The 23,219-nt window shown below is 73.0% G+C and carries 19 protein-coding genes, 1 other RNA gene and 4 pseudogenes; 14 read left to right on the forward strand and 10 right to left on the reverse strand.

Annotated elements, in window-relative coordinates:
- Positions 1 to 25: 25 nt before the first annotated feature.
- Together ACYUD3_RS25455 and ACYUD3_RS25460 are read left to right on the forward strand one after the other, a co-directional pair.
- Complete coding sequence (locus ACYUD3_RS25455) at positions 26 to 1,774, forward strand: MFS transporter (protein ID WP_470974100.1); 1,749 nt, start codon at positions 26 to 28, stop codon at positions 1,772 to 1,774.
- A gap of 689 nt (positions 1,775 to 2,463) precedes the next feature.
- Positions 2,464 to 3,114 (forward strand): class I SAM-dependent methyltransferase, encoded by a 651-nt coding sequence (locus tag ACYUD3_RS25460; RefSeq protein ID WP_470974103.1) that lies wholly within the window; start codon positions 2,464 to 2,466, stop codon positions 3,112 to 3,114.
- Here ACYUD3_RS25460 and ACYUD3_RS25465 read toward each other — a convergent pair.
- Positions 3,071 to 3,541 (reverse strand): annotated as a pseudogene (locus tag ACYUD3_RS25465) (response regulator); the annotation flags it as partial. The gene ACYUD3_RS25460 and the pseudogene ACYUD3_RS25465 sit on opposite strands and share 44 nt — an antisense overlap.
- A 322-nt stretch (positions 3,542 to 3,863) precedes the next feature.
- Here ACYUD3_RS25465 and ACYUD3_RS25470 point away from each other — a divergent pair.
- From ACYUD3_RS25470 to ACYUD3_RS25485, 4 genes and pseudogenes are all read left to right on the forward strand, one after another.
- Positions 3,864 to 4,109, forward strand: a pseudogene (locus ACYUD3_RS25470) (ABC transporter ATP-binding protein); the annotation flags it as partial.
- Between the two features lie 851 nt (positions 4,110 to 4,960).
- On the forward strand, positions 4,961 to 5,818 hold the full coding sequence (locus tag ACYUD3_RS25475) for a MaoC/PaaZ C-terminal domain-containing protein (protein ID WP_470974106.1): 858 nt from the start codon (positions 4,961 to 4,963) through the stop codon (positions 5,816 to 5,818).
- Positions 5,819 to 5,847: 29 nt separating this feature from the next.
- The gene (locus ACYUD3_RS25480) at positions 5,848 to 6,924 is read left to right on the forward strand and encodes a Zn-dependent alcohol dehydrogenase (protein WP_470974109.1); all 1,077 of its coding nucleotides are present in this window, start codon (positions 5,848 to 5,850) and stop codon (positions 6,922 to 6,924) included.
- Positions 6,925 to 6,933: 9 nt separating this feature from the next.
- Positions 6,934 to 7,845 carry a 3-oxoacyl-ACP reductase gene (locus ACYUD3_RS25485; RefSeq protein WP_470974112.1) on the forward strand — a complete coding sequence of 304 codons (912 nt, stop codon included), beginning with the start codon at positions 6,934 to 6,936 and terminating at the stop codon, positions 7,843 to 7,845.
- A 130-nt stretch (positions 7,846 to 7,975) separates the two neighbouring features.
- Here ACYUD3_RS25485 and ACYUD3_RS25490 read toward each other — a convergent pair whose 3' ends face one another.
- Together ACYUD3_RS25490 and ACYUD3_RS25495 are read right to left on the reverse strand one after the other, a co-directional pair.
- The gene (locus tag ACYUD3_RS25490; RefSeq protein ID WP_470974115.1) at positions 7,976 to 8,131 is read right to left on the reverse strand and encodes a hypothetical protein; all 156 of its coding nucleotides are present in this window, start codon (positions 8,129 to 8,131) and stop codon (positions 7,976 to 7,978) included.
- Positions 8,132 to 8,227: 96 nt separating this feature from the next.
- Entirely contained in the window at positions 8,228 to 9,520 is a 1,293-nt protein-coding gene (locus ACYUD3_RS25495; RefSeq protein ID WP_470974118.1) for a hypothetical protein, read from the reverse strand.
- A gap of 218 nt (positions 9,521 to 9,738) precedes the next feature.
- Here ACYUD3_RS25495 and ACYUD3_RS25500 point away from each other — a divergent pair, with 218 nt between their 5' ends.
- The 3 genes and pseudogenes from ACYUD3_RS25500 to ACYUD3_RS25510 all read left to right on the forward strand — a co-directional run.
- Positions 9,739 to 10,578, forward strand: a complete 840-nt coding sequence (locus ACYUD3_RS25500) for a Nif3-like dinuclear metal center hexameric protein (RefSeq protein WP_470974121.1) — start codon at positions 9,739 to 9,741, stop codon at positions 10,576 to 10,578.
- Positions 10,575 to 11,318, forward strand: a complete 744-nt coding sequence (locus ACYUD3_RS25505) for a zinc ribbon domain-containing protein (RefSeq protein ID WP_470974220.1) — start codon at positions 10,575 to 10,577, stop codon at positions 11,316 to 11,318. Before ACYUD3_RS25500 ends, ACYUD3_RS25505 begins: the two co-directional genes overlap by 4 nt.
- Before the next feature lie 11 nt (positions 11,319 to 11,329).
- Positions 11,330 to 11,968 (forward strand): annotated as a pseudogene (locus tag ACYUD3_RS25510) (histidine phosphatase family protein); the annotation flags it as partial.
- 4 nt (positions 11,969 to 11,972) lie between these two features.
- On the opposite strand, the gene yaaA reads toward ACYUD3_RS25510, so the two are convergent.
- Positions 11,973 to 12,737 (reverse strand): peroxide stress protein YaaA, encoded by a 765-nt coding sequence (gene yaaA / locus ACYUD3_RS25515; protein ID WP_470974124.1) that lies wholly within the window; start codon positions 12,735 to 12,737, stop codon positions 11,973 to 11,975.
- A 76-nt stretch (positions 12,738 to 12,813) separates the two neighbouring features.
- Between yaaA and ACYUD3_RS25520 the strand changes: the two genes are divergently transcribed.
- A complete protein-coding gene (locus ACYUD3_RS25520) occupies positions 12,814 to 14,238 on the forward strand; it encodes an RNB domain-containing ribonuclease (RefSeq protein WP_470974127.1) in 1,425 nt (474 codons plus the stop codon).
- Here ACYUD3_RS25520 and ACYUD3_RS25525 read toward each other — a convergent pair.
- Both ACYUD3_RS25525 and ACYUD3_RS25530 read right to left on the reverse strand, forming a co-directional pair.
- Entirely contained in the window at positions 14,189 to 14,740 is a 552-nt protein-coding gene (locus ACYUD3_RS25525) for a hypothetical protein (RefSeq protein ID WP_470974130.1), read from the reverse strand. The two genes, ACYUD3_RS25520 and ACYUD3_RS25525, sit on opposite strands and share 50 nt — an antisense overlap.
- The gene (locus ACYUD3_RS25530) at positions 14,737 to 15,522 is read right to left on the reverse strand and encodes a MerR family transcriptional regulator (protein ID WP_470974133.1); all 786 of its coding nucleotides are present in this window, start codon (positions 15,520 to 15,522) and stop codon (positions 14,737 to 14,739) included. The genes ACYUD3_RS25525 and ACYUD3_RS25530 overlap by 4 nt, the downstream gene beginning before the upstream one ends.
- Positions 15,523 to 15,725: 203 nt before the next feature.
- Here ACYUD3_RS25530 and ACYUD3_RS25535 point away from each other — a divergent pair.
- The 3 genes and pseudogenes from ACYUD3_RS25535 to ACYUD3_RS25545 form a co-directional block, all read left to right on the forward strand.
- Positions 15,726 to 16,511: pseudogene (locus tag ACYUD3_RS25535) on the forward strand (DMT family transporter); the annotation flags it as partial.
- Positions 16,512 to 16,629: 118 nt separating this feature from the next.
- An RNA gene (rnpB, locus tag ACYUD3_RS25540) (RNase P RNA component class A) lies at positions 16,630 to 17,049 on the forward strand.
- A 347-nt stretch (positions 17,050 to 17,396) separates the two neighbouring features.
- Complete coding sequence (locus tag ACYUD3_RS25545; protein ID WP_470974136.1) at positions 17,397 to 18,575, forward strand: alpha/beta fold hydrolase; 1,179 nt, start codon at positions 17,397 to 17,399, stop codon at positions 18,573 to 18,575.
- Between the two features lie 376 nt (positions 18,576 to 18,951).
- On the opposite strand, the gene ACYUD3_RS25550 is transcribed toward ACYUD3_RS25545, so the two are convergent.
- From ACYUD3_RS25550 to ACYUD3_RS25565, 4 genes are all read right to left on the reverse strand, one after another.
- The gene (locus ACYUD3_RS25550) at positions 18,952 to 19,728 is read right to left on the reverse strand and encodes a DUF3105 domain-containing protein (RefSeq protein ID WP_470974140.1); all 777 of its coding nucleotides are present in this window, start codon (positions 19,726 to 19,728) and stop codon (positions 18,952 to 18,954) included.
- Positions 19,729 to 19,807: 79 nt separating this feature from the next.
- Positions 19,808 to 20,245: a hypothetical protein gene (locus ACYUD3_RS25555; protein WP_470974143.1), complete on the reverse strand. Its 438-nt coding sequence runs from the start codon at positions 20,243 to 20,245 to the stop codon at positions 19,808 to 19,810.
- Positions 20,246 to 20,680, reverse strand: a complete 435-nt coding sequence (locus tag ACYUD3_RS25560) for a MazG-like family protein (protein ID WP_470974146.1) — start codon at positions 20,678 to 20,680, stop codon at positions 20,246 to 20,248. It lies immediately after the preceding gene.
- Between the two features lie 80 nt (positions 20,681 to 20,760).
- Positions 20,761 to 21,348 carry a DoxX family protein gene (locus ACYUD3_RS25565; protein WP_470974149.1) on the reverse strand — a complete coding sequence of 196 codons (588 nt, stop codon included), beginning with the start codon at positions 21,346 to 21,348 and terminating at the stop codon, positions 20,761 to 20,763.
- Positions 21,349 to 21,906: 558 nt separating this feature from the next.
- Between ACYUD3_RS25565 and ACYUD3_RS25570 the strand changes: the two genes are divergently transcribed.
- Positions 21,907 to 22,899, forward strand: coding sequence for an aldo/keto reductase (locus ACYUD3_RS25570; RefSeq protein ID WP_470974151.1), 993 nt, complete (start codon positions 21,907 to 21,909; stop codon positions 22,897 to 22,899).
- The last annotated feature ends 320 nt before the right edge of the window (positions 22,900 to 23,219 follow it).

Raw genomic sequence — 23,219 nt, forward strand, 5'->3', positions numbered from 1 at the left:
TACTACGGCCTGGAGGCCCCTCCTCATGACGCAATCGCCGACCGACCGGCCCACCCGCGAAGCGAGCGGTGCCGTCGTACCGGTGCTCGCCTTCGCGGGCATCGTGGTCGCGGTCATGCAGACCCTGCTCGTCCCGGTCATCAAGGACCTGCCGCAGCTGCTGGGCACCGCGCCCAGCAACGCGACGTGGGTCCTGACCTCCACGCTCCTGTCCGGCGCCGTCGCCACCCCGATCATGGGCCGGCTCGGCGACCTCTTCGGCAAGCGCAAGATGCTCATCGCGAGCCTCGCGGTGATGGTCGTGGGCTCCCTCGTCGCCGCCGTCACCAGCGACCTCCTGACGATGATCGCCGGCCGCGCCCTCCAGGGCTTCGCCATGGGTGCCATCCCGCTCGGCATCGGCCTCATGCGCGACATGCTGCCCCGCGAGAAGCTCGGCTCGGCCATGGCCCTGATGAGCTCCTCCATAGGCGTCGGCGGCGGCCTCGCCCTGCCCGCCGCCGCGCTGGTCGCCCAGCACGCCGACTGGCACGCCCTCTTCTACGGCGCGGCCGGCCTCGGCGTCCTCTCCATCGGCCTCACCCTCCTCGTCGTCCCCGAGTCCCCCATGCGCGCGGAGGGCTCCTTCGACCTCCCCGGCGCCCTGGGCCTCTCGGCCGGCCTGGTCCTCCTCCTGCTCCCCATCACCAAGGGCAGCGACTGGGGCTGGTCCTCCGGCACAACCCTCGGCCTCTTCGCGGCAGCGGTCGTCGTCCTCCTCCTCTGGGGCCTCTTCGAACTCCGTACGGCCGCCCCGCTCGTCGACCTCCGTACGACCGCCCGCCGCGAGGTCCTGCTCACCAACCTCGCCTCGATCATGGTCGGCGTCTCCTTCTACGTGGTGTCCCTCGTCCTGCCCCAGCTCCTCCAGCTCCCCAAGGCGACCGGCTACGGCCTCGGCCAGTCCATGGTCACCGCCGGTCTGCTGGTCGCCCCGCTGGGCCTGACGATGATGCTCATCGCCCCCGTCTACGCCCGCGTCTCCGCGAAGTTCGGCCCCAAGGTCACCCTGATCCTCGGCATGCTGATCATCGCGATCGGCTACGGCTCCGGGCTCGGCCTCATGTCCGCGGCCTGGCAGAGCCTGATCATCGCCGTCGTCCTCGGCGCGGGCATCGGCCTCGCGTACTCCTCGCTGCCGGCCCTGATCGTCGGCGCCGTCCCCGCCTCCGAGACGGGCGCGGCCAACGGGCTCAACACGCTCATGCGGTCCATCGGTACGTCCGTGTCGAGCGCCGTCGTCGGGATGGTGCTCGCCAACACGGCGAACACGGTGGGCGGGGTCGAGATCCCGACCATGCACGGGTTCCGGGTCTCCTTCCTGATCGCCACCGCCGCTGTGGCGGTCGGCCTGGTCCTGGCGCTGTTCCTCCCCGGCCGGCCGAAGTCCGCTCAGCAGCACACGCAGTTGCGGGCGAGCAGTGAGGAGGAGGCGAATCTGGAACGTGCGGAGGAAGTGCTGCGGGGGTTCCGGGGGCGCGTTCTCGACGCTGGGGGTGCGCCGGTGGCGCGGGCGAAGGTGACGCTCATCGACCGGCGGGGGCGGCAGGCCGGGGCTACGGTGTCCGCCGCCGACGGGACGTACGAGCTGGCTGTGCCGTCTGAGGGGGCGTATGTGCTGGCGGCGAAGGCGTCGGGGCATGGTCCGCTGGCGTCGGCCGCCACGCATGGGGGGACTGCCGCGATCGACCTTGATCTGTCGCTGCCGGGTACGCAGGAGGGGGCGGCGGTCTGATCTCCGGTTTACGGGGGTGGTGTGTCGGCGGCGGGGGGTTGCTGGATAGCCGGCGTTCTCGCTCTCGCTCTCGCTTCGCGGGGGGTGTCGTATTGCTACGGCGCTCCCCGTGTCGTTTTTTTCATGTGCGGCGCGTAGCGTGTCGGCGTCGTCACGGGGGTGAGGAAGCCGGAGAGAGACGCGGGGCGTGATCGGGGCGGTGGTCCGGGGTGAGGATGTGCCGGGCGGGGGCGGTCGGGGGATGGAGTTGGGGGCGGTGTGGGTGTGGAGGGGGGGCTTTGGGGCTGGGGGAGGGGGCGGCAGTTCAGGGGTGTGCGGCTGTGCCGGGGGAGGGGGCGGTAGTTCAGGGGTGTGCGGTTGTGCCGGGGGAGGGGTCCGGCTGAGGGGCGTGCGGTTGTGCCGGGGAGGGGTGGTAGCTGAGGGGCGTTCGGCTGTACCGGGAGGGGGCGGTAGTTCAGGGGTGTGCGGTTGTGCCGGGGAAGGGGTCCGGCTGAGGGGTGTTCGGCTGTGCCGGGGAGGGGTGGTAGCTGAGCGGCGTGCGGCTGTGCCGGAGAAGGGGCCCAGTTGCGCGGTGTTCGGGCTGAGCCTCGTACGGCTGTGCCGCCGGAGGCACCCGGCTGGGGGCGGACCCGGAGGCGTACGACAGCATGGGGCGCCGACAGCCTCGTAACGATCGGAAGGAACCCCTCATGGAGCGCGGCTCACTGGTGGAGCGGCCCGGGCCGGAGATTTTGGCGGCGTTTCGGGGGGCCAAGGGGTTCATGCCGGAGGACGAGGGGCTGGCGCTGTACGCGGCGGCGCTGTCGGCGGGGGCGCTGGGGCTGCCGTTGCTGGAGGTCGGGACGTACTGCGGGCGCTCCGCCGTGCTGCTCGCGGATGCCGCCCGGCGGGGCGGGGTGAGCGCGCTGACCGTCGACCATCACCGGGGCAGCGAGGAGCAGCAGCCCGGCTGGGAGTACCACGACCCCGAGACGGTCGACCCCGAACTGGGCCTGATGGACACCCTGCCGGCCTTCCGCCGGACCCTGCACAGGGCGGGTCTGGAGGAGTACGTCGTCGCACTGGTCGGCCGCTCCCCGCAGATCGCCGCGCTGTGGCGGGGGCCGCTGGGGCTGGTGTTCATCGACGGCGGCCACACCGACGAACACGCGACCGCCGACTACGAGGGCTGGACCCCGCATCTTGCCCCCGGCGGCCTGCTCCTCATCCACGACGTCTTCCCCGACCCCGAGGACGAGTTCACCGGCCAGGCGCCGTATCGGGTCTACTTGCGGGCGCTGGAGGAGGGGTTCGCGGAGGTGTCGGTGACGGGGTCGTTGCGGGTGCTGCGGAAGGGCTGAACCGTTCCGGTTCGTCTTTGTCCGTGAACGCCGGGTCGATCACCGTCTCTCCCGTCACGATTCTCCGGATCGCCTCGGTGAGTTCGGGGAGCGGGCCGTCCTTGATCAGGAGGCCTGCGGCGCCTGCGGTCTGGGCGCGGTGGAGGTGGGTGGGGTGGGCTGAGGTCGTCAGGAGGAGGACTCGGCAGTCGGGGACCTCGGTGCGGAGGAGGGTCGCCGCCGTCGGGCCGTCGAGGGTCGGGAGGTCCATGTCCAGGACCGCCACGTCCGGGCGGTGCGTCAGAGCCGCGTCCACCACCGCGTCACCCGCCGTCACCTGCGCCACCACCCGGATGTCCGGCTCAAGCCCGAGCAGCACACCCAGGCCCCCTCTGCGCTCCGCCAGCAGCACCCTGATCGACTTCGCGGGGCGGTGGGTACGGGGCATTTCATCGGATGACGGGTTCAAAGGGGTGGTCACGGGGACAGCGTAGGGGGAGGGGAGGGGGTTGGCATGGTGTGGAGGGTGGGGGTGGTCGAGAGGGGGGCGGCTTGGCGGGGCGGGGGTGTGGGGGTGTGGCGGTGGGCGATAGGTCGGCGGCGGGTGAGGTGGCGGGCGAAGTGAGTTGACCGAGGCGGCGGGCCGTTGGACGAGGTGGCGGGCCGAGTGGACAGGGCGTTGGGAGGGGTGGCTGGCGAGGCGGGCTGCTGGACGGGGCGGTGGGCCGAGGGGGGCGGATGCGGTGCTGGGCGGGGTGGCTGCGCTGGGGGTGGCGGTGGTCGGCGGGCTGCGGGTCGCCTCGGGCTCGCTGTCGATCGGTGACGTGCAGGCGTTCATCCAGTACTCGCGGCAGTTCTCCATGCCACTCACCCAGGTCGCCTCCATGGCGAACCTGGTGCAGTCCGGCGTCGCCTCCGCCGAGCGGATCTTCGAGCTCCTCGACGCGGACGAGCAAAAGGCCGACCCGGTGCCCTCGGTGCGCCCGGCGAAGCTGCGCGGGCGGTGCCGGATTGACCGACGGGTGGTGTCGGATCGGCTGGCGGGCGGTGTCGGATTGGCCGAGGGGTGCGGTGCCGGATCAGCTGACGGGCGGTGCCGGTTCGGTCGACGTGCCGCCCCCGCTCAGCTGATGGGCGGTCCCCGTTCAGCCGGTGTGCGGTGTCCGGCGAGCCGATGTGCCGCGCCCTGTTCAGCTGACGCACCGTCAGCCATGAGCCTTCACAATCCATCCCCCCTCGGCTATACAAAGGGCGCCGGACTGGAACGAGTTCTAGGCCGGCCCGTGACGACCTCGGCGCGGCCGACGGTGCGGACAGCCGTGCCGGGGTCTCGGGTACCGAACGGTCCGCCGCTCGACCAACTCACCTAGCTCGCCGCCCACTTAGCCCGCAGCCCACCGCCCGCAGCCTCACCCGCCCGCCGACCTGCCACCCCGCCCCGCGAGCCACCCCGCCCAGCACCGCATCCGCCCCGCTCGGCCCACCGCCCCGTCCAGCAGCCCGCCGCCCGGCCACCTCGGTCAACTCACCTTGCCCGCCGCCCACTTCGCCCGCCACCTCACCCGCCGCCGACCTATCGCCCGCCCCGCGAGCCACCCCGTCCAACGCCCCATCCGCCCGGCCTGCTGCCCCACCCAACGCCCTGTCCGCTCGGCCAGCCACCCCGCCCAACGGCCCGCCGCCCCGCCACCTCGGTCAACTCACCTCGCCCGCCGCCCACTTCGCCCGCCGCCCCAGCCACCGCCGACCTGCCAGCCCGCCCGGCCCGCAGCCCCGCCCAATGCCCCATCCACCCCACCCGCCGCCGCCTGCCACCCCGCCCACCCCGCCCGCCACTCCACCCGCCCCACCCCCCCCAGGGAGCCCCATGCCCATCGACGCAGCCAAGGCCCTCGCCGCTGACCCCCGTGTCGGAGTGATCAGTTGGGGGCGTAAAGACGTCCAGCTCTATCACCTTGGCCTCGGCGCCGGGCGTCCCGCTACCCATGCGGACGAGCTGCGTTACACCCTGGAATCCCGGCTGCACGTACTCCCGAGCTTCGCGACCGTCGCCGGAAACGGCTCCCCAGGGGTCATCGGCGGACTCTCCATGCCGGGCATCGACGTCGATCTGGCCAAAGTGCTGCACGGCGGACAAGTCCTGGAAGTCCACCGCCCGATCCCCGCCGAAGGCACCGCGACCGCCACCCACCGCATCGCCGCCGTGTACGACAAGGGAAAGGCCGCCGTCCTCGTCCTGCGCACCCAAGTCGCGGACGACGAAGGGCCGTTGTGGACCGCCGACGCGCAGATCTTCGTACGGGGGGAAGGCGGGTGGGGTGGGGAACGGGGACCCTCCGGCCGGGGGCAAGTCCCCATCGGTGAACCCGACTTCACCGTCGAGCGCCCGACCCGCGAGGACCAGGCCCTCCTCTACCGCCTCTCCGGCGACCTCAACCCCCTGCACGCCGACCCCGACTTCGCCAAGCGCGCCGGCTTCGAACGGCCCATCCTGCACGGACTGTGCACATACGGGATGACGCTGAAGGCAGTCGTGGACACGCAGCTGGGCGGGGACGTCGGCCACGTCAGGGCGTACGGGACGCGGTTCGCGGGGGTCGTGTACCCGGGGGAGACCCTGCGGATCCGGATGTGGCGCGGGGACGGGGAGATCCGGGTCACCGTGAGCGCCGCCGAGCGCGACGACGCCCCCGTGCTCGTCGACACGGTCGTCCAACACCACTGAAAAACCAGTCAGTTGGGAGTCTCAAGCCAATGCGCGCAGCCGTACTGCACGAGATCGGCCAGGACAAGCTGGAGGTCCTCGACGACGTCGAGGCGGTGGGCTTCGGCCCGGGCAGGGTCAGGATCAGGGTGCGCGCCACAGGGCTGTGCCACTCCGACCTGTCCGCGATGAACGGGGTCCTGCCGCAGCCGGCCCCCTTCGTACCCGGCCACGAAGGCGCCGGGGAGATCCTCGAAGTCGGCGAAGGCGTACGGCACTTGAAACCCGGCGACCGGGTCGTCGTGTGCTGGCTGCCGGCCTGCGGCGCCTGCCCCGCCTGTCAACGCGGGCAGAGCGAACTGTGTCTGGCCGGGTTCGTGAACGCCGGCACCCCCAACTTCCGCCGTCCGGGCGGGAATGTGTTCGGGTTCGCCGGCACCGGCACCTTCGCCGAGGAAGTGGTGGTCGACGCCGGCTGCGCGGTCCCGATCCCCGCCGACGTGCCGTACGACATCGCCGCGCTCATCGGCTGCGGCGTCACCACCGGACTCGGCGCCGCCCTCAACACCGCTGACCTGGAAGCCGGTTCATCGGTCGCCGTGATCGGCTGCGGCGGCGTCGGCATCTCCACCGTCCAGGGCGCCCGGCTGCGCGGCGCCGCCGAGATCGTCGCCGTCGACCCCGTGCCCGCCCGCCGCGAGGCCGCGCTGAGGTTCGGCGCGACGAAGGCGGTCTCCCCCGACGAACTCCCCGCCGCCAAACAGGAGATCACCGGCGGCGAGGGCTTCGACCACGTCTTCGAGGTGGTCGGCAAGTCCGCCACCGCCCGCACCGCCTACGACAACACCCGGCGCGGCGGCACCCTCGTCGTCGTGGGCGCCGGAGCCGTGGACGACTTCCTCCAACTCAGCATGTTCGAGCTGTTCTTCGACGAGAAACGCATCCTGCCGTCCCTGTACGGCGGCGGCGACGTCGTCCGCTCCTACGCCCGCGCCATCGCCCTGTGGCGCGCGGGCCGCATCGACCTCGCCGGCCTCATCACCCACCGCGTCCCGCTCGCCGGGATCAACGAGGCCATCGAGCAGATGCGTACGGGGGCCGCGCTGCGTACCTGCATCGAGATCTGAGGGAACGTCATGTCCGGTCCGCTGCAAGGACTTTCGGCTCTCGTCACCGGCGCCGGGCGCGGGCTCGGACGCGCCGAAGCCCTCGAACTCGCCCGGCTGGGCGCACACGTCACCGTCAACGACTACGACCGGGAGCCCGCCGAGGAGGTCGCCGCCGAGATCAGGTCCTGCGGCGGCGCGGCCGACGCCCACGCCGGGGACGTGTCCGACTTCCAACAGGCCCGCGACCTCGTCGAGTTGGTCATCGGCGCGCGCGGCAAGCTCGACGTCCTCGTCAACAACGCGGGCATCCTGCGCGACCGGATGGTCTTCTCCATGACCGAGGGCGAGTGGGACGCCGTCGTCCGCGTCCATCTCAAAGGGCACTTCAACATGACCCGGTTCGCCGCCGCGCACTGGCGGGAGCGGGCCAAGCGCGAGCGGGGCGAGGTGTATGGGCGGATCGTCAACACCTCCTCCGAAGCCTTCCTCGCCGGGTCGGCCGGGCAGCCCAACTACGCCGCCGCCAAAGGGGGGATCGTCGGGCTCACCACGTCCACCGCGCTCGCCCTCGCCAAGTACGGCGTCACCGCGAACGTCATCTGCCCGCGCGCCCGGACCCGGATGACGGCGGACGTCTTCGCCGCGCCGGCCGGTCCGGAGGACGGGCTCGATCCGCTGTCGCCGGCCCATGTCGCCCCGCTGGTCGGGTACTTGGCGTCGCCGGCCGCCGGGCGGATCAACGGGCAGCTGCTCGTCGTGCACGGCGGGATGGTCGCGATCGTCGAACGGCCGCGCGTCCAGGCCAAGTTCGACAGCAAACAGGAACTGTTCAGCTACGCCGAGCTGGACGCCGTCCTCACCCCGCACTACGCCCGGCGGCCGGAGGGGGAGACGTTCGGCGCGACGGAGGTGCTCGGGCTGCGGCGGGAGCCGACGTAGGCATAAGTGGCGGGAGCCGACGTAGAGCGCCAACTGGCGTAAGCCACAAGGCGCGAGCCGTCCCCGCGCATATTCCAGGGCAACAAGAGAGGGCCCTCCCGTTCCCCGGGCGGGCCCTCTTCGCAGCCGCTTACGCGGCCGTCGTCCCGGCGTCCTCCGCCGGCTTGCGGTGGCGGCCGTGGGGGGCCGTCTCGCTGTCCTGGTCCGCCTGGGTGCCCCGGTGCCGGCCGTGACCGGTGGTCTGGGCGTCGGTGGACGGCGGCTGCATCGTGCTTGCGTCGTTCATCGGAAGTGTTCCACCCCGTCAACATGATCCTTCTTACAGCCGGGCGAGTGTATCGAGCGAACCCGGGGGTGGAGCCACTCGCCCGGCCCTCTGCGACTACTTCGTTACAAGCCTGTCGAGAGGCGCCTGTTGAAGGGGGACGGGCCGCAGCCCGAGCGGGACGCCGGGGCCGGGTGAGCCGTCCGCACCGAGCACGACGACCCCCTCACGATCCGCCTCCGAGCCCCCCTCGCCAACCCCCGCCGCACCCCCTCCGCCAACCCCCGCCGACCCCGACCCCGACCCCGAGCCCCCTTCAACGAGCCCTGCCGCAGCCGATCCCAAGCCCCCCGCCGCACCCCCTCCGCCAACCCCCGCCGACCCCGCACCCCCCTCCGGCACCTCCACCCGCACCACCCCGCACGGCACCTCGGCCACCGAATAAGGCAACCCCAGCACCCCCTCCGCCGACCACCACCCGCTCCCCGCCAACCACCCCTCCGGCGCAGCGAGTTGACACAGCCGCCGGTCCGCCGCCCGCCACACCCCCACCCAGCTCCCGAACGCCCCGTCGACCCGCAGCGCCACCGCACACCGCTCGGGCGCCAGCACCTGCCCCGGCTGAACGGCGAACGGAGTCAGCTCACAGCCGGGCAGCCGCAGCGAGCCGGGGAAACGGACGGGCAGCGTCGACCCCAACACGCCCCACCCGAGCCAGGGTTCGCCCGAACCCGGAGAAGGGGCGTCCGAGCTGATCACCAGCAGCCCGCTGACCGGATCCGCGAGCAGCACCCGGTCATCGCTCCCCGCCGCGATCTGAAGCAGCGGCGACACCTCCCCGCCCCGCCCGAGATCCACCACGACCGCCTTGGTCCGCCCCTCCAGCTCCCGGTCCAGCGCCAGCATCCGCCCGGCCGGGTCCAGCCACACCCCGCCCGAGCAGCGCCCGGGCACCTCCGCGACCCGCTCGGGCCCGAAGGCGCCCCCGGCGACCTGCCACAGCACGCTGGAGTCCGCGCCCACCGCGAGCGCGTACGCCCGCTCGCCGCACGGCGCGGGCGCGAGCAGGGTCAGCCGGGGGCACTCCACCGCGCCCAGCGCCAGCTCACCGGTGCCGGGTCCGGTCGGGTACAGCAGCGAGAAGACGTGCCGCCCCGCCGCCCGCCGGTGGATCAGCACCCGCCCGTCCGCCAGCGGCTGCACCGCCGTGCCCGGCTCCTCGGGCTGCGGCCCCGGCAGCGGCACCGCGTACGGCTCGGGGCCGTCCAGCGTCCACCGCTCCGGGAACCACGACTCCCCGTCCCGCGCGAGCCGCGCCCCGTAGGCGCCGCCCGCCGTGATCACACACTCCGGCCCCGGCCCGCCCCCGGATCCGTCCTCCGTAGTGGGTTCGATCGCACAAGCCGTCATCGTCCGCTCCCTCGTCCTCAACGGCCCTCGGTCCACCGCAGAAGCTAGGGTTCGCCCGCCCGTCCGTCGCACCAAGCGCCCCACCCTTAGCTCGTACGAGTGGTGCAGAAGCGATTCGCCTGAGGGGTGGGGCGGGGATGTGCCTCGCCGCCGATGGGCGGAGAGCGGGCGGGCGGGACCGGTGCGGTCCCAGGGAACGGGCAGGTAGCCTTGGGTCCGTGCCCCGTCTGTCTGAAGTCATCGCCGCGCTGGAGAAGCTGTGGCCCGCCGACCGCGCCGAGTCGTGGGACGCGGTCGGAACCGTCGTGGGCGACCCTGACCAGGAGGTCACCCGCGTCCTCTTCGCCGTCGACCCCGTCCAGGAGATCGCCGAAGAGGCCGTCAAGCTCGGCGCCGACCTGCTGATCACCCACCACCCGCTCTACCTGCGCGGGACGACGACCGTCGCGGCGTCCACCTTCAAGGGCCGCGTCGTGCACACCCTGATCAAGAACGACATCGCGCTGCACGTCGCCCACACCAACGCCGACGTCGCCGACCCCGGCGTCTCCGACGCCCTCGCCGGCGCCCTCGGCCTGCGCGTGCTGCGCCCCCTCGTCCCGGACACCACCGACCCCTCCGGACGGCGTGGTCTCGGCCGGGTCTGCGCACTCGACCACCCGCTGACCGTACGGGAGTTCGCCGCCCGCGCCGCCGAGCGGCTGCCCGCCACCGCACAGGGCGTCCGCGTCGCCGGCGACCCCGAGGCGGTCGTCCGCACGGTCGCCGTCAGCGGTGGCTCGGGCGACAGCCTCTTCGCGTACGTCCGCGCCGCCGCCGTCGACGCCTTCCTCACCGCCGACCTGCGCCACCACCCGGTGTCGGAGGCCCGTGCGGAGCACCCCCTCGCCCTGCTGGACGCCGCCCACTGGGCCACCGAATGGCCCTGGTGCGAGCTCGCCGCCGCCCAGCTCGACGAGATCTCCGACCGCGAGGGCTGGGGCCTGCGCACGCATGTCTCCGCCACGGTCACCGACCCCTGGACCAGCCACTCCCCGTCTCTTGGAGCCCCCAACTGAACGCCGCGCCCGCCGACCAGATCCGCCTTCTCGACGTCCAGGCCCTCGACGTCCGCCTCCAGCAGCTCGCCCACAAGCGCAAGTCGCTCCCCGAGCACGCCGAGATCGAGTCGCTGGGCCGGGACCTCACGCAGCTGCGCGACCTCCTTGTCGCCGCGCAGACCGAGGAGAGCGACTGCTCGCGCGAGCAGACCAAGGCCGAGCAGGACGTCGACCAGGTCCGCCAGCGGGCCGGCCGCGACCAGCAGCGCCTCGACTCCGGCGCCGTCACCTCCCCCAAGGACCTGGAGAACCTCCAGCGCGAGATCGTCTCCCTCGCCAAGCGGCAGAGCGACCTCGAGGACGTCGTCCTGGAGGTCATGGAGCGCCGCGAGTCCGCCCAGGAGCGCGTCGCCGAACTGACCGAGCGCACCGGCGCCGTCCAGGGCAAGATCGACGACGCGACCGCCCGCCGCGACGCCTCCTTCCAGGAGATCGACGGCGAGGCCGGCACGGTCACCAAGGAGCGCGCCGTCGTCTCCGGCGCCGTCCCCGCCGACCTGCTCAAGCTCTACGACAAGCTGCGCGCGCAGCAGGGCGGGATCGGCGCGGCCAAGCTGTACGCCCGCACCTGCCAGGGCTGCCGCCAGGAACTCGCGGTCACCGAGATCGCCGAGATCCGCAAGGCGCCGTCCGACATGGTCGTCCGGTGCGAGAACTGCCGGCGGATCCTGGTGCGTACGACGGAGTCGGGGCTCTGAGAACGGGGGCCGCGTCGGCGCCCGACATGGGCGCGCCCGCGACCTTCCTCCTCCTGCGGCACGGCGAGACCGCCCTCACCCCCGAGAAACGGTTCTCCGGCAGCGGCGGCAGCGATCCTTCGCTGTCCGCCGCCGGCCGCGAACAGGCCCGGCTCGCCGCCGGGGAACTGGCGCGCCGGGGGACCGTCCGGCACATCGTCGCCTCCCCCCTCGCCCGCACGCGGGAGACCGCCGCCGCCGTCGGCGAACGGCTCGGGATCGGCGTACGCGTCGACGACGGCCTGCGCGAGACCGACTTCGGGGGCTGGGAGGGGCTGACCTTCGGGGAGGTCCGGGAGCGCTACCCCGAGGAGCTGGACCGCTGGCTCGGGGACCCCGAGGCGCGGCCGGGCGGGGGCGGGGAGAGCTTCGCCGAGGTCGCGGTACGGGTCGAGGCCGCCAAGGAGAGGCTCGTCGGGGCGTACGCGGGGGAGACCGTGCTGCTGGTCAGCCACGTCACGCCGATCAAGACGCTGGTACGGCTCGCCCTGGGCGCGCCGCCGCAGGCGCTGTTCCGGATGGAGCTGGCGGCGGCGTCCCTGTCGGCGGTCGCCTATTACGCGGACGGCAACGCGAGCGTGCGGCTGCTGAACGAGACGTCGTACCTGTAGTGCCTCAGTGGACCTCGTCCACCAGCACGTCCAGCTTCCCCGGCCCCGCGACCTCCACCACGTACCCCAAGTCCCCCAGCGCCTCGGCGAGTTCGGCGGGGCCCGACGGCTCGGCGGCCGACGTCAGCAGGCTGCGGACGATGCGCCCCTTGGTCGCCTTGTTGAAGTGGCTGACCACTTTCCGCGTCGGCGCGTGCAGGACCCGTACGGTCGCCGTGCGCGCGGCCAGCTCGCCCTTCGGCTTCCACGCGGCGGCGTACGCGGCCGACCGCAGATCCAGCACCAGCCCGTCCCCGGCCGCCTCCGGCATCACCTCGGCCATCGGACCCCGCCAGTACGCCCCGAGCACCCCCAGCCCCGGCAGCCGCACCCCCATCGAGCAGCGGTACGAGGGAATCCGGTCGCTCACCCGGACGGCTCCCCACAGCCCGGAGAACAGCAGCACCGACCGCGCGGCCCGCCCGGCGGCGGGGCCGTCCAGCGAACCCAGCTCCAGGGCGTCGTACAGAACCCCGGTGTAGATCTCCCCGGCCGGCCGTGCGCCCGCGCCCAACAGGCCCGCGTTCTTGGTGACTTCGCCGCGCAGGCCCTCGCTCAGGCCCAGCACCTCGCGGGCCTTCTCCGCGTCCCCGGCGCACAGCTCCACGAGCTCCCGCAGCACCGCCTCCCGCGCCGGGTTCAGCCCCGGCAGCGACAGCGACTCCAGCTTCACCGGGGTACCGCTCCCGGACGGCGCCTTGCCTTCGGACGGCGGCAGCAGGACGAGCACAGGTGATCTCCTCTCAGGGACTTCGGACAGGGTACGACGACATGCCCCCGCCCCCGCCCCGCCCTACGCTCGTCCCATGCCCCGCCGCCCCGTGAAAGTGACCGGCGCCCCCGAGGCCCCCCTCCGCGCCGCCCTCGCCGCCCTGCGTGTCCGGCTCGGGGTGCCGGACGGTTTCCCGCCGGAGGTGCTGGCGGAGGCGGAGCGCGCGGCGCGGGCGCCCCGGCTGATCGGGGACGACGCGACCGACGTCCCGTTCGTCACCGTCGACCCGCCCGGCGCGCGCGACCTCGACCAGGCGCTGCACCTGTCGCGGGCGGGCTCCGGCTACCGCGTGCGGTACGCCATCGCGGACGTCGCCGCGTTCGTCGTACCCGGCGGCCCCCTGGACCGCGAGACGCACCGCAGGGTGACGACCCTGTACCTCCCCGACGGCAAGGTCCCCCTGCACCCGACGGTCCTCAGCGAGGGCGCGGCGAGTCTGCTGCCGGGGGAGGCGCGGCCGGCGGTGGTGTGGACGCTGGAGCTGGACGGGGAGGGGCGGACGGCGGGGGTGGACGTGCGGCGGGCCGTGGTGCGCAGCCGGGCGCGGCTGGACTACGCGGCCGTGCAGAAGGCGATCGACACGGGCACCGCCGAGGAGAGCCTGGCGCTCCTGAAGACCATCGGTGAGCTGCGGGAACGCCTTGAGGTCGAGCGCGGGGGCATCTCGCTGAACGTGCCGGAGCAGGAGGTAGTGGAGGCGGACGGGGCGTACGAGCTGTCGTACCGCGCGCCGCTGCCCGCCGACGGCTGGAACGCCCAGCTGTCGCTGGCGACGGGGATGGCGGCGGCGGGGCTGATGCTGGCGCACGGCACGGGCATCCTGCGTACGCTCCCGGCGGCTCCGGACGGCGCGGTGGGGCGGCTGCGGAACGTGGCGAAGGCGCTGCGGATCGACTGGCCGCACCACGTCCCCTACGCCCGCCTGATCCGCTCCCTGAACCCGGACGACCCGCACCACGCGGCGTTCCTCCAGGAGTGCACGACGCTGCTGCGGGGCGCCGGGTACACGGCGTTCAGGGACGGTGACCTGCCGGAACTCACCACGCACGCGGCGGTCGCGGCCCCGTACACCCACTGCACGGCCCCGCTGCGCCGGCTCACCGACCGCTACGCCACCGAGCTGTGCCTGGCGGCGATGGCGGGTGAGGAGCCGCCGCAGTGGGCGCTGGCGGCTCTGGGAACCCTCCCGCACGAGATGGCGGAGGGCACCCACCGCGCGAACACCGTGGAGCGCGCCTGCACCGACACCGTCGAGGCGGCGATCCTGGCCGGCCACGAGGGCGAGACCTTCGAAGGCTGCGTCATCGAGCAGGACGACCACCACGGCACGGTCCACCTGACCACCCCGGCGGTCATCGGCCGCGTCGACGGCGACACCCTCCCCCTGGGCGAACCCCTCCGGGTCCGCCTCACCCAGGCGGACCCGGCGACGGGGACGGTCCGCTTCGCCCCGGCGTGAGCGCGCCCCGCACGGCCCGTACGACGTCGTCGGGCCCGTCGGCGTGGAACCGCACGACCCGCACCGACCGCCCCCGGTGCACGACGGGCTCGGCCAACTCCAGCCGCACGGACGTCTGTTCACCCACCGGCAGGCTCAGCTCCCCCGCCACCTCCGGATGCGAGAACCGCGTCTCCCGCGCGATCCCGGCGATCTGCCCCAGCCCGACCCGCACCTCCACCCGCGCCCCGCACCGCACCCGCAGCACGTCCCCCTCCAGCACATGCGGCCGCACGACCTGGGAGGCGTACAGGCCCGCCACGAAGAGGAGCGTGGCGAGATCGAGGACGAGGACGACGGCGTGGACCAGCGGCCAGTCCCACAGCAGGACGGACATCCCGGCGGTCTCGACCGCACAGACGAAGACGAGCCCGCCGGCCATGGCACCTTGGCCGCGCGCGTACGCGAAGGGGTTCTGGCGGTCGTATCTGCGGGTGAGCCAGCGCAGCAGGTCGCCGGTCACGGCATCCCCAGGCCGGCGTCTCCGGGCAGGTCCCCGGTCGCGGTGTCCCCCCGGGCCAGCGTCTCCAGGGCCAGGCGGATCGCGCGGGACTGGGCCGGGGGGACGTCGGCGTACAGGGCGCGCAGGAAGTTGCTGTCCAGGTCGGCGCCGGTGATCAGGTCCGGCGGGACGCAGGCGACGACGAGGCGGGCGGCCTCCTCGACGCGCGGGTCGCCGGGGTCGGCGTCGGCGAGGCCGTCGAGGAGGGCGTACGCCTCCTCGGCGCGGGCGACGGCCTCCGGGGAGCTGAGCATCCGGCGGACCAGGGCCAGCAGGTGCTCGCGCTCCTCGGGCCCGGCGGCGGTCTCGATCAGGGCGAGGACCTCGCGGTCCTTGACGGCCATGGGGGAGTCGGCGAGGCCGGCGGTGCGGGCGAAGAGGGCGGCCAGCTCGGGGGAGACCGGCCCCTCCGCCGACAGCTCCCCGGCGGCCAGCAGCGCCCGCAGCCGCGTCCGGCGCTCCGCGAGCGCCGCCTCCTGCCGGGCCAGGTCCTGGTCCAGCTCGGTGAGCACTTCGACGAGGTCGCGCCCCAGGTCGTCGGCGAGCACGTCCCGCACCTCGGCGAGACCTATCCCCAGCTCCGTCAGCCGCCGTATCCGCGCCAGCACCACCGCGTGCCGCAGCGTGTAGTCCCGATACCCGTTGGCCAGCCGCCGCGGTTCCGGCAGCAGCCCCAGATGGTGGTAGTGCCGCACGGTCCGGGTGGTGACTCCGACGGTCTCGGCGAGTTCTCCGATCCTCATACGGTCCAGTAGAGACGTTGACCCCACGACAAGGTCAACGCCGGGGCGGGAGGGGCCGGGCCTGGATCGGCTGACGGCGTCGGTGGGGTCCGCGGACCGGGCGCGGCCGACCCGGTGGTTTTGCCGGGTGCCCGGTGTCACTCCTGTGGTGTACCGCAACAGCGTTCAACGCGCGCGGCGTTGAGAAACGGCAGACTCCTCGCATGACTGCACGTGGCTGGTTCCTCTTCTCCCTCACGGGAGTCATCTGGGGAGTCCCTTATCTGTTGATCAAAGTGGCGGTGGCCGAACTCCACCCGACGGTGATCGTGTTCGCGCGCTGCACGGTCGGCGCGGCCCTCCTGCTCCCCTTCGCGCTGCGCGGACGCGGACTGCCCGACACGGTCCGCGCGCACTGGCGCCCGATGCTGGCCTTCGCGGTCCTGGAGATCATCGTCCCCTGGTACACCCTCACCGACGCCGAACGCCGTATCTCCAGCTCGACCGCCGGACTGCTGATCGCGGGCGTGCCGATCGCCGGCCTCGTCCTCGGCCGCTGGTTCGGCATCGGCGACGACGAGAGGCTGGGCCGGCGCCGGCTCGCGGGCCTCACGGTCGGCCTCGCGGGCGTCGCCGTCCTCACCCTGCCCCACCTCACCGGCGGCGACGCCCTCTCCCTCGGCCAGATCCTCGTGACGGTCATCGGCTACGCGACGGCCCCCCTCATCGCCGCGAAGTACATGAAGGAGGTGCCCTCGCTCCAGCTGACGGCGGCCTGTCTGGCGCTGTCGGCGCTGGTGTACGCGCCGGCGGCGGCGGTGACGTGGCCCGCGCAGCCGCCGTCGGCCAAGGTGGTCCTCGCGGTCGTCGCGCTCGGCATCTTCTGCACGGCCGTCGCGTTCGTGGCGTTCCTGGAGCTGATCAAGGAGATCGGGGGGAACCGGGCGACCGTCATCACGTACGTCAACCCCGCGGTCGCCGTCGCGGCGGGCGCGCTGATCCTGGACGAGCGGCTGACGGCCGGCATCTGGGCGGCGTTCGCCCTCATCCTCACCGGCTCGGTCCTGGCCACCGCCGGCCCGATTCGGCGCCCCCGGGCGCGCCCGCTACCATGGTCGACACGGCAGACGAGCCGGGCGGACGGCCGCGTGGAGCCCCTCACGGGACTCCCCGAGGAACGTCCGGGCTCCACAGGGCAGGGTGGTGGCTAACGGCCACCCGGGGTGACCCGCGGGACAGTGCCACAGAAAACAGACCGCCCGGCGCTTCGGCGCCGGGTAAGGGTGAAACGGTGGTGTAAGAGACCACCAGCGCCTGAGGTGACTCAGGCGGCTAGGTAAACCCCACCCGGAGCAAGGTCAAAAGGGAGCGCCCCTTTTCGGGACCGAGAAGGGGCGTGACTGCGCGGACGTTCGAGGGCTGCTCGCCCGAGTCCGCGGGTGGACCGCAGGAGGCCGGTGGTGACGCCGGTCCTAGATGGATGGCCGTCGACCGGGGATCCCGCGAGGGCCCCGGGGACAGAACCCGGCGTATAGCTTGGCTCGTCTGCCGCTCTTTTTCGGGCCCCCTCTGGTCGGTACGACCGAGGCGGGCCCTTCTGTTTACCGGGGACCCGGTGATCATCTGTCGTCGCCCATAAGGAAAGCTACCCCCAAAGTTATGTTCTTCAACTTTCAAGGAGATGGTGGGCGTGGTGGAGTATGTGGGGCGTCGGGTGTTGTTGGGTGGGATGGTCGGGGGGCTGGTGGTGGGGGCCGTCGGGGTGAGTGGGGTGGCTCAGGCTGCGGGGCGGTCGGCGCGGGGGGGACCGGGGTGTGTATGGGGGGTTCGCCGAGGCATACGTCAGTGTTCCCGTCGGTGCCGGCGGCGGGCCCGTCGGGTCGGATCAGGTGCATGTGCTTCAGGTCGGGGACCCGGCCGCCGCCACCGTACTTGTGCTCGTTCCGGGGCAGCTCGGGGCCGCCAACGACTTCCGGCTGCTTGCCCGGGATCTCGTCGCGGCCGTGCCCGGGGTGCAGGTGTGGGCCTTCGACCGGCGGGAGGAGAATCTGGTCGACCGGAGCGGGTTCGCCACCGCCGATCCCGCCGGGTACTACCTCGACGGCGGGTACAAGTCCATCGCCCCGGCCTCCGCCGGGTACATGGCGAACTGGGGGCTGGCGCAGGTCCTCGCCGATCTGCGGGCCGTCGTCAAGGCCGCCTCCTACGGCGGGCGGCGCAAGGTCGTCCTCGGCGGGCACTCCTGGGGCGCGACCACCGCCGCCGCCTACGCCGCCTGGGACTTCGACGGACAGCCCGGTTTCCGCGACCTCGCCGGCCTCGCGCTCGTCGACGGCGGCGTCCTCGGCGCCTTCACCGGCGCCGGCGAGACCGCCGCCAGCTCGCCCGACCAGGTCAAGCAGCGGCTCGCCGCGATCGCGGGCGGCGCCGTGTACGACATGTCGCTGAGCGCCGTCGGACTCGGCAGCCGCGCCGAGAGCAGCCAGCTCTGGTACCAGCTCGCCGGCTGGTACGCCCACCGCGACCCGGCCGGGAAGTCGGTCCTCCAGCCCCGCCTCCCCGCCGCCCTGCGCCCGGCGGACACCATCACCAACGCCGCCCTGCTCGGCCTCCTCGTCGACCAGAGCTTCGGCTGGCCCAACGTCATGACCGTGCACTCCGGGCAGATCTCGGCCACCGGTGACTGGACCGACACCGGGATCACCCCGATCTCCCGCGTCGCCCTCGCCTACGCCGGACCCGAACCCACCGTCTGGCAGTGGTACTTCCCCGCCCGCTACTCCCTCGATCTCGACGCCGCCGACCTCTACGCCGACACCGACGTCACCCGCTCCCTCGGCCTGCGCCTCCAGCACGCCGCCGGCATCGATGTCCCCCTCTACTCCTTCCAGACCAGCTACTCCCAGGGCACCGTCAACACCGCCGCCCAGAAACTCGCCTCCGCCGCCCGCGTACCCTTCACCTCCCTCCACACCGACACCGGCATGAACCACCTCGACCCGCTCTTCTCCGCGCCCTCTGCCAACACAACGCTCGCGAGTTTCGCGGAGTTCCTGAGGCGGGTGGGTTCCTGAGGAAGGTGAGTTCCTGAGGAGGGTGGGTTCCTGAAGCGGGTCGGCTGAACGGCGAGCCGATCAGCGCGGGGTCCGGCCGGCCGAGAGCGCTCCCGGCCGGCCGCCCGGAATCCTGACCGGCGGGTCGGCTGGCCTGACCTGACCTGACCGACGGATCGGTTGATTTGTTCGACGGCTCGACAGCCCGGCAACTGGGCAACTCGATGGCTCGGCAACTCGGCGATTGGGCAACCGGGCGGCTCGGCCGCTTGGCAACTCGACAGTTGGGCGGCTCGGCGACTTGAGGGGGGCCCGGCGGCCCAGCCCCCCCCACCCGGCAAATCCCAGCCCCCCCCACCCGGCGAATCTCAGACCCCCGAGCCGCCGAACCCCCCACCTACGCCGTCGCCTTCCCCCCACTGCACGCCGCCCCCGGCTCCGGCGTCTGCGCCCCCTGTACATACTTGTCCAGGAACTGATCCACCCGAGGATCGGACGCCGTCTCGACGCCCAGCTGGTGGCCCCACGCGGACAGTGTGATCGGCGAGGTCTGGGAGTCGTACGGGCTCATCAGGGTGTACGGCGTCTTGCTGACCCGTTCCGTCAGGGTCTTCACGTCCGCCTCGGCGGCCTTCGCGCTGTACGTCACCCAGACCGCGCCGTGCTCCAGCGCGTGCACGGCGTTCTCGTTCTGGAGCTGCTGGGTGTAGACCTGCGCGTCGCAGTTCTGCCACACGGCGTTGTGGTCGCCGCCGACCGGCGGGGTCATCGCGTACTTGACGGTGCCCTCGACGTGGTTCTGGCTCAGGTCCTCCCACGTCTTCTCACCCGCGAGCGGCGCCGCCTTCGCGGCCTCCTTCTCGTTCGCGTCGTTGACCAGCCACACCCCGCCGGCGACCAGCGCCAGCACGATCGCCGCCGACGCGGAGACCGTCAGCATCCGGCTACGGCGCTCCCGCGCGCGTTCCGCCTGGCGCTGCTCCTCTATCCGCGCCCGGCGCGCGGCGGACCTCTCGTTCGCCGAGGGCTTGTTGCCCGGCTTCCTCTTCGCCGACGGCGGCGGCGTGGCCGTCTTCTGCGACGGCGCTGCCGCAGCCGTCTTCTGCTTCGGCGCTGCCGTGCTCGTCTTCTGCTTCGGCGTCGTCGGCTTCTTGTTCGCGTTGTTCGCGGCCATGGCTCAAGTGCCTTTCAGGCATGCGGAGTTCGGCGGGCGGCGAGGCCACCCGGGACAAGGGGCGGAAGTGTTCCGCCCCTCACGTCCGCAGCACTTGCAGCACATGCAGATCCGGCCCGCGCGGAGCCGCCGGGCGCGTTCCCGGGCGTACGGGCCGCGCCGCCGGGCGCGCGTCGGCCCTCGCCGGGAGCGCGTACGGCGCCGGGTGCGGGGTCGGGGCCGTCGTACGGGCCGTCGGGGGTGTGCCCGGGTGGCAGTGGTCGTGGTTCGGGGCCGGGCAGACGTGTTCGGCACCCGGGGAGTGGTCCGTGTCCGTGGGGGAGTGGGGCGTATAGACGGCCGAGAGCAGCGTCTGTACGGACTCCGTCTCCGCCCGTGCCGGGCTGCCCAGGCAGCAGGTGAGCACCGCCAGGAGGGCCAGCAGCAGGCTCAGGGCCGCCGGGGTTCTTGTGTCACGGCCGGTCGTCAGGGGGCCCCGGAAAGCGGGGCGCCTGCGGTCTATGGGCCGATTGAACACTCAAGGAGTGTATCCGCCGGACGGGTGAGGGGCGGGTGGCCGGTCAGGTTCGTTGTGCGGCAGTGACCTTGCGGCCACCCTCGCCAGGTGGTGCTCGAAGACCTGCTGCGGCTGCGGGGTCAGGGTGCGTAGCGCGACCAGCGCCGTGATGACCACGTCGCAGAGTTCCGCTTGTACGTCGTCCCACGTGTGGGTGATGCCTTTGCGCGGGTTCTGGCCGGTCGCGCCGATCACCGCCTGTGCTGTCTCGCCGACCTCTTCCGACAACTTCAGTACGCGGAGGAGGAGTTCGGAGTGGTCGTCGTGGCGGCGGTGGGCGTGCAGCCAGGTCCATAGGGCGTCGACTGTGGGCCAGAGGGCGGGAGTTGGCTGGGTGGGGGTTGGCTGCGCGGGCAGTTGGGGGTCGGGAAGTCGCGGTTGCTGGGGGTCGGGCATGGTGGCAGCTTCGCACAGACGACGGTCCTGCTCAGCGCCCGTGCTGCTCAACTCCCGGCACACTCAAGCCCCTTGTGCCCCTACTCCTCGTACCCCTCGAACAACGTCCCCTGTACCCCTGCCTCCTCCTCCCGCACCCTCCTGTTCCGCAGGCCCACGATCACCGCCGTCACCGCCGCCGTCGCGCCCAGGGCCGCCGGGACCATCCAGCTCCGGTTGACCGAGTGGCCCAGCGCGTGGTCGAAGGAGAGCCGGCCGGGGCCCGTGACGGACAGGCCCGCCGCCGCGAGGCCCAGGAAAGCGGCGTACTCGTAGCCGCCGGACTGGGCGAAGAAGCCGTTCGGTACGTGGACCGCCGCCGCCCCCGCCATCGCCCCGGCCGCCGCCGCGCCCGCCGCCGGGGTCGCGAGGCCCAGCGCCAGCAGCGTGCCGCCGGCCGTCTCCGCGAGTCCGGCCGCCGCCGCGCTCGCCTTGCCGGGGCGGTAGCCGACGGACTCCATGAACTGTCCGGTGCCCTCAAGGCCGTGCCCGCCGAACCAGCCGAACAGCTTCTGCGCGCCGTGCGCGGCGAGGACTCCGCCGGTGCCGAGTCTGAGCAGGAGCAGACCGAGGTCCTGGCGGGTGGGGGGCGCGCAGGGGGTGGCGCGGCGGGCGGTGCAGCAGGTCACGGGGGCTCCCTGGGCAACGGGGTTTTCTCCACGGTCGCACCGGGCGGGCTGGGCGCGCCTTGCGGACGAGGCCGTTCGGGTGACGGCCGGTACTTGGCGTCTGGCCCCGGCCTTGGCGTCTGGCCCCGGCCTTGGCGTCCGGCCTCGGCTTTGGCGTCTGGCCCCGAACCCGGCCCTGGCCCCGAACTCCGGCTCCGGCTCCGAACTTCGGCCTCGGCTCCGAACCCCGGCCTCCGGCCTTGGCCTCGAACCCCGGCACCTGGCTGCCGAACCCTGGCCCCGGCCCAGCCTCCGGCTCCCAGGCCCGGGCCGGGCCTCAGGCCCTCGCCCGGCTCCGGCCCCCGGCTCCGGCCCCCGGCTCCGGCCCCCGGCTCCGGCTCCGGCTCCGGCCTCCGGCTCCGGCCTCCGGCTCCGGCCTCCGGCTCCGGCCTCCGGCTCCGGCCTCCGGCCCCGGCCTCCGGCCCCGGCCTCCGGCCCCGGCCTCCGAACCCCGGCCCCGAACCCGGCTCTCGACACCCCCTTCCCCTCAAGTGCACTCCAACGCCTACCGTCCGCCCCATGGAGACGACAAGGACTCTGGGACGTTCCGGTATTGAGGTCAGTGCGCTTGGGTTCGGGTGTTGGGCCATCGGTGGGGAGTGGGCGCGGTCCGATGGGCAGCCGCTCGGCTGGGGCGAGGTGGACGACGACGAGTCGATCAGGGCCGTGCGCAAGGCAGTTGACCTCGGTGTCACGTTTTTCGACACCGCCGATGCTTACGGTGCCGGGCACAGTGAACGTGTCCTCGGCCGCGCGCTCGGCAAGCGGCGGGCGGATGTCGTCGTCGCGACCAAGTGGGGCAACCTCTTCGACGAGCGGACCCGTATCGCCGACGGCCAGGACGCGAGCCCCGCGCATCTGCGTACGGCCCTCACGGCGTCCCTCGCCCGCCTCGGCACCGAGCACATCGACCTCTACCAGCTGCACATCTCCGACGCGAGCCCCGAGGAGGGGGCCCAACTCCGGGAGGCCTGCGAGGAGTTGGTGGCGGAGGGGCTCATCCGGACGTACGCCTGGAGTACCGACGAACCCGCGCTCGCCGCTGTCTTCGCGGAGGGGGTGCACTGTGCCGCCGTCCAGCATCGGCTCAACGTTCTCCAGGACGCGCCCGAAATGCTCGCGCTGTGCGAGGAGTTGGGGCTGGCCAGCGTCAATCGCAGTCCGCTGGCGATGGGGTTGCTGACGCGGGCGGGGAAGCGGGGGGCTGTGCTGGCGGACGGTGACATCCGCAGCCGTCCGCCGGTCTGGCTGCCCGGTTTCGGGGACGGTGGCGCTGATCCGGCGTGGCTGGAACGGGTCGACGCCCTGCGTGAGGTGCTGACGTCCGACGGGCGGACGCTCACGCAGGGCGCGTTGGCCTGGATCTGGGCGCGCAGCGCGGTGACGGTTCCGATCCCCGGGTTCCGCTCGGTGGCGCAGGCCGAGGAGAACGCCGGGGCGTTGGAGAGGGGGGCGTTGAGCGGGGAGCAGATGGCGGAGGTGGGGAGGATTCTTGGGGGTGGGGGGAGTTGAGGGGGCGGAGGTGCTGAAGGGGCGAGGGTGCGGGAGGGGGGAACGCCGCTTTCCGGCAGCCTGGTTGGCCAAGGCCGCTTTCCGGCAAGCTGGTTGGCCAAGGCCGCTTCTCTGCAAGCTGGTTAGTCAAGGCCACTTCGCAGCAACCTGGTTGGCCAACGTCGCTTCCCAGCAACCAGGCCGGCCAGCGCCACTTCCCGGCAACCCGGTCAGTCAACGCCGCTCCCCTGCACCTCAGTTGGCCAACCTCAGCCCTAGGCAGCCTGGTTGGCCAACCCCCCTTCCCGATAGCGCCAGTTGCCCAACACCCCCTCGAAGCC

This window comes from Streptomyces sp. AMJ-169 (assembly GCF_055597585.1).

Bases quoted from the DNA above. Each gene is read 5' to 3' on its own strand.
- ACYUD3_RS25530 (WP_470974133.1), bottom strand. From the start codon at position 15,522: ATGAGGATCGGAGAACTCGCCGAGACCGTCGGAGTCACCACCCGGACC.
- ACYUD3_RS25560 (WP_470974146.1), bottom strand. From the start codon at position 20,680: ATGCCCGACCCCCAGCAACCGCGACTTCCCGACCCCCAACTGCCCGCG.
- ACYUD3_RS25455 (WP_470974100.1), top strand. From the start codon at position 26: ATGACGCAATCGCCGACCGACCGGCCCACCCGCGAAGCGAGCGGTGCC.
- ACYUD3_RS25475 (WP_470974106.1), top strand. From the start codon at position 4,961: ATGCCCATCGACGCAGCCAAGGCCCTCGCCGCTGACCCCCGTGTCGGA.
- ACYUD3_RS25570 (WP_470974151.1), top strand. From the start codon at position 21,907: ATGGAGACGACAAGGACTCTGGGACGTTCCGGTATTGAGGTCAGTGCG.
- ACYUD3_RS25490 (WP_470974115.1), bottom strand. From the start codon at position 8,131: ATGAACGACGCAAGCACGATGCAGCCGCCGTCCACCGACGCCCAGACC.
- ACYUD3_RS25520 (WP_470974127.1), top strand. From the start codon at position 12,814: ATGCCCCGCCGCCCCGTGAAAGTGACCGGCGCCCCCGAGGCCCCCCTC.
- ACYUD3_RS25550 (WP_470974140.1), bottom strand. From the start codon at position 19,728: ATGGCCGCGAACAACGCGAACAAGAAGCCGACGACGCCGAAGCAGAAG.
- ACYUD3_RS25460 (WP_470974103.1), top strand. From the start codon at position 2,464: ATGGAGCGCGGCTCACTGGTGGAGCGGCCCGGGCCGGAGATTTTGGCG.
- ACYUD3_RS25485 (WP_470974112.1), top strand. From the start codon at position 6,934: ATGTCCGGTCCGCTGCAAGGACTTTCGGCTCTCGTCACCGGCGCCGGG.
- ACYUD3_RS25480 (WP_470974109.1), top strand. From the start codon at position 5,848: ATGCGCGCAGCCGTACTGCACGAGATCGGCCAGGACAAGCTGGAGGTC.
- ACYUD3_RS25495 (WP_470974118.1), bottom strand. From the start codon at position 9,520: ATGACGGCTTGTGCGATCGAACCCACTACGGAGGACGGATCCGGGGGC.